At 43.7% G+C, this 4,507-nt stretch carries 3 protein-coding genes and 1 pseudogene; 2 read left to right on the top strand and 2 right to left on the bottom strand.

Features of this window, described 5'->3' with window-relative positions:
* Positions 1-224: 224 nt before the first annotated feature.
* Positions 225-1,367, bottom strand: coding sequence for a CapA family protein (locus tag VF500_RS04960; protein WP_330858614.1), 1,143 nt, complete (start codon positions 1,365-1,367; stop codon positions 225-227).
* 63 nt (positions 1,368-1,430) lie between these two features.
* Entirely contained in the window at positions 1,431-2,036 is a 606-nt protein-coding gene (locus VF500_RS04955; RefSeq protein ID WP_330858613.1) for a C40 family peptidase, read from the bottom strand.
* 467 nt (positions 2,037-2,503) lie between these two features.
* Here VF500_RS04955 and pdhA point away from each other — a divergent pair, with 467 nt between their 5' ends.
* Both pdhA and VF500_RS04945 read left to right on the top strand, forming a co-directional pair.
* The gene (gene pdhA, locus VF500_RS04950; RefSeq protein ID WP_121232638.1) at positions 2,504-3,499 is read left to right on the top strand and encodes a pyruvate dehydrogenase (acetyl-transferring) E1 component subunit alpha; all 996 of its coding nucleotides are present in this window, start codon (positions 2,504-2,506) and stop codon (positions 3,497-3,499) included.
* 130 nt (positions 3,500-3,629) lie between these two features.
* Positions 3,630-4,484 (top strand): annotated as a pseudogene (locus VF500_RS04945) (biotin/lipoyl-containing protein); the annotation flags it as partial.
* Positions 4,485-4,507: the final 23 nt, after the last annotated feature.

Here is a 4,507-nt window from a genome sequence, read left to right as displayed (position 1 = left end):
AGAGAGTAATAGCCCGGATTAGACAGTGCCGGGAAATGGCATGCCGTACAGTTGACTCACCCGGTCTGCGCTACGCTGGACCACCCTCTCTTCGCCTTTGGCGGAAAGAGGGTAAAGAAAAAAAAGATAAAAACCCCCTCTTTACGCCGCGTAGAGAGGGGCGACGAGCGCAGCGATGTCGGGGTGAGTAGATACGGTGTTCAATTCCTGCCGATCTTAGCTATTTACAGGCTCTCGCTCTGAATAACAGGATTAAGGCTGATCGCGCCGGTGTCGGATATCAGTAACCCGGCATTGGGAAAATCGGCTTCGGTAAGTTCCCTGATCCGGATGGCAGCCCTGTTAAGCGTATCCAGCTCCAAACCTTTATCATGCGCCTGCCTCAGGGATATAATGCGGCCATTCAAAAATTCTCCCTTTTTGTTCAGCTTTACTTTTAATAATGGGGCTAACCCACAAACACCGGCTACACTCACACTTTTATAAGTGCAAAAGTTACCGAGGCTGTAAGCGATCAACCGGTTCTTATAAACCTCCATTGCCCGGCTCACATGCGGGCCGTTCCCCAATATGATATCCGCACCTGCATCAATAGCATTATGTGCAAAGGCATTTACATCGCCACGCTTTTCGCTGATGAATGATTCCATAGCGAAGGGCACATGCTCATAAGCCACGCCCTCGCCGCCGCCATGAAAAGATACGATGACGATATCGCAGCGTTGTTTCAACTCGCTGATAATGCGGGTAGCGTTTTTAAGATCAAGGATCGGTAAAGTATTGGCGTTGGGCGCAAAGGCGCAAAAGCCATATTTAATGCCATTGCGTTCAAATACAGAGGAGGGGTGGCTTAGCAGTCCGCCATAATTAATCCCTATGCTATCCAATACGTGTGTGGTGCTCATGCGCCCGGTATCGCCAAAATCACCGATGTGGTTATTGGCGAGGCTAAGTAAGTTAAACCCGGCATCTTTAAAAACGCCCGCATAGACAGTAGGCATCCTGAACAGGTAGGCTTTACTTTTTTGATGTAACTTATAGTGGGCAGGGCTACCGCCATCAAGCAAACTACCTTCAAGATTTCCGAAAGTTACATCGGCATTTCTCAATTCACCGGCAATAACATTGAAACTGTTTTTGGCGCTATCGGGTGGCAGGGTGTAATTATTGGGGTAGGAAGTTCCGAGCATCATATCGCCAACAGCGGCTATGGATATGGATGAATCACGCTGAACAACGGCTGCGGCTGTTGTAGTATCGGGTTTAGGTTTGGGAGCAGGGGCCAGTACTTGTTTTTTATTTGGCGGGTGGTTACACGCCTGTAAAAACAGCGCCAGGCAGGCTGCTGTAAGCAATAAAAATCTCATTATAAAAAAAATCCCCTCATTGAAAATGAAGGGACCAAATTAGTTTATTTATTTCAAAATCGTTTAGTTCTTGCTTTCGTCTACGTCGTCGCCCATATCGTTGTTACCCGTGGATGCCGAACCTTTAAACTCATCTTTAAACGAAGCCAACAACCTGCCTCCTTTATAAAAGAAACGGCTGTAGTAAGCATCGTCAAGGCTGCTGATAGCTACACCTCTTGATGAAGCATGAGCAAATTTATTGTTGCCTAAGTAAATACCCACGTGCGAGATGCTGCGGCTATGGATCTTAAAGAAAACCAGGTCGCCTTCTTTTAACTCATCTTTTCCAACAGGGTTAACCATGCTGAAAATATCGCGTGAGTTACGTTTAATATCGAGGTTAAAAACTTCGCTGTACAATTCTTTGGTGAATGCTGAGCAGTCAATGCCTCTTCTTGAGCTTCCGCCAAAGTGATAAGGGGTACCAATCCAATCGTAAACAAAGTGAAAGAGTTTCATGTTTGAGGTGGTAGATAAAGCAACTCCCATAATTTGGGAAAAGTATGCTTTACCTAAACTTTCCTGATCGTCTTTGTTGTCTTCACCGGTGCCGGGGGCACTTTTGGTTTGAGCTTGTGAAGCTACGACGCTGAAAAGTAAGGCAATAGCCAGGGCAAATTTCTTCATTTAATCAGTTTGTTTGTTGAGTTAGGGCAACAAATTGTTTATTAAATCAGACACTATGTCTATCGTGCTCTACAAAACTATCTATATTTTTTAAAATTGCAAATAAATGCAGCTTTTTTTTCAAAAAATATAAAAAAGCGCTTTTTAACGCGCATCCGTTTAATAAACAGGCTCTTGTACGTGTATTAATGTAATTTGGTTGTAATTATTTGAGGGCTTTTTTTAGCTTTAGGATAAAAACAACCCTTCTTAAACTTCGCAAAACGATAATTTATTGCCTTCGGGTGTACTTTTTTAAGTTTTATTTTAGCTGCCTTAGCTATGCCAAACTTATAAGGCATTGATTTGTTGACGTGAGATGCACTTAAAGGACACCAAATAAAATTTTGCAACAATTTGCTTGAGGTTTCGATATTTTGCAGGATATAATTAGATTTGCGCTTTACTCCAAAAAGGTTGTTTAATACATGAGTTCAATCGAAATAAACAAGGACACCTACCTGATGTGGTACGAACAGATGCTGTTGATGCGTAGGTTCGAAGAAAAAACAGGACAGTTATACGGACAACAAAAAATCAGGGGCTTTTGCCACCTGTATATTGGGCAGGAGGCTGTTTTAGCCGGAGCTATGTCTGTAATTAAACCTGAAGACAGTATGATCACTGCATATCGCGATCATGCTCACGCGCTTGCTAAAGGTGTAACTCCAAACGCCATTATGGCCGAGATGTATGGTAAAGCTACCGGCTGCTCAAAAGGCAAAGGTGGTTCTATGCACATGTTTGATAAGGAAAAACATTTTTATGGTGGCCACGGTATAGTAGGCGGCCAGGTACCACTGGGTGCCGGTATCGCTTTTGCCGAAAAATACAAAGGCACCGAGTTTGTAAACATTGCCTACATGGGCGATGGTGCCGTACGCCAGGGCGCACTTACCGAAACTTTTAACATGGCTGCGCTTTGGAAGCTACCTGTAATTTTTGTTTGCGAAAACAACGGTTATGCCATGGGTACTTCAGTTGAGCGTACTACCGCACAAACTGATATTTATAAATTAGGTTTGCCTTATGGTATCCCTTCATCAGCGGTTGATGGTATGGATCCTGCTGCTGTACACGTAGCAATGGACGAAGCCATTCAGCGTGCACGTGCAGGTGAAGGCCCAACTTTCCTTGAAATGCGTACTTACCGCTTTAAAGGTCACTCTATGTCCGATCCGCAAAAGTATCGTACTAAAGAGGAATTGGAAAGCTATAAAGCGAAAGACCCTCTTGAGGTTACCAAACAAACTATCCTTACTGAAAAATATGCCGACGAAGCATGGTTTGATGAAATGGATGCTAAGATCAAAGCTATTGTTGATGAAGCGGTTAAATTTGCCGAAGAGTCGCCATGGCCTGATGCTTCAGAATTGTATACCGATGTATATGTTCAGGAAGATTACCCTTATATCAGGGACTAAGTTTTAAGTCGAAAGTACTAAGTCAAAAGTCTATAGTATTTGTAGTCGGATAATGACTAAAAACTTCAGACTTTAGACTTCACGCTAAGAACAAACTATATTTATACAGAATTTATAATACTATCAATATATGGCCGAAGTAGTAAAAATGCCTAAAATGAGCGATACCATGACCGAAGGGGTATTGGCGAAATGGCATAAAAAAGTTGGCGATAAGGTTAAATCTGGCGATGTACTGGCCGAGATTGAAACCGATAAAGCTACCATGGATTTTGAATCGTACCAGGATGGCGTATTGCTGTACATCGGTATACAGGAAGGCGCTGCTGCCCCGGTTGATTCTGTAATTGCCGTTTTAGGTAAAGAAGGCGAAGATTACAAATCCTTACTTGATCAGGCTGGCAGCGGCGCTGCTGCAGAACCGGCCAAAGAAGCAGCACCAGCTGCTGATAAAGCACCTGCCGCTACTCCGGCACCAGCCGCACCAAAGGTTGATCTGTCAAGCATCCCGGCTACGGTGATCCGTATGCCATTGCTGAGTGATACTATGACCGAAGGCACCATCGAAAAATGGAACTTTAAAGTTGGCGATAAAGTAAAAGCTGATGATTCACTTGCTGATGTGGCAACCGATAAGGCTACCATGGAAGTTGTGGGTTATGAAGCCGGCACCTTATTATATATAGGTGTAAAAGAAGGCGAAGCCGCACAAGTAAATGGCATTATCGCTATAGTAGGTAAAGAAGGTACTGACATCACTCCTTTATTACAGGACAATGGTTCGGCCCCTGCTGCTGAAGCTGCTCCTGCTGCCGAAACTAAAACTGAGGCAACTACTGCTGCACCTGCTACTGAAAGCTCATCTTCAGATGACAGCCGTGTAAAAGCATCTCCGCTTGCGCGTAAAATAGCTAAAGATAAAGGCATCAAGCTTAATTATGTAAAAGGTAGCGCTGATGGCGGCCGTATCATTAAAAAAGATGTTTAGGAATATAAACCATCTGCTAA

Source organism: Mucilaginibacter sp. (assembly GCF_036383575.1).
In the GTDB taxonomy this organism is placed as follows: domain Bacteria; phylum Bacteroidota; class Bacteroidia; order Sphingobacteriales; family Sphingobacteriaceae; genus Mucilaginibacter.
This window is presented reverse-complemented; position numbering and strand designations above follow the sequence as displayed.

Excerpts from the sequence above, each read along its gene's own strand:
- VF500_RS04955 (WP_330858613.1), bottom strand. The coding sequence starts at position 2,036 with ATGAAGAAATTTGCCCTGGCTATTGCCTTACTTTTCAGCGTCGTAGCT.
- pdhA (WP_121232638.1), top strand. The coding sequence starts at position 2,504 with ATGAGTTCAATCGAAATAAACAAGGACACCTACCTGATGTGGTACGAA.
- VF500_RS04960 (WP_330858614.1), bottom strand. The coding sequence starts at position 1,367 with ATGAGATTTTTATTGCTTACAGCAGCCTGCCTGGCGCTGTTTTTACAG.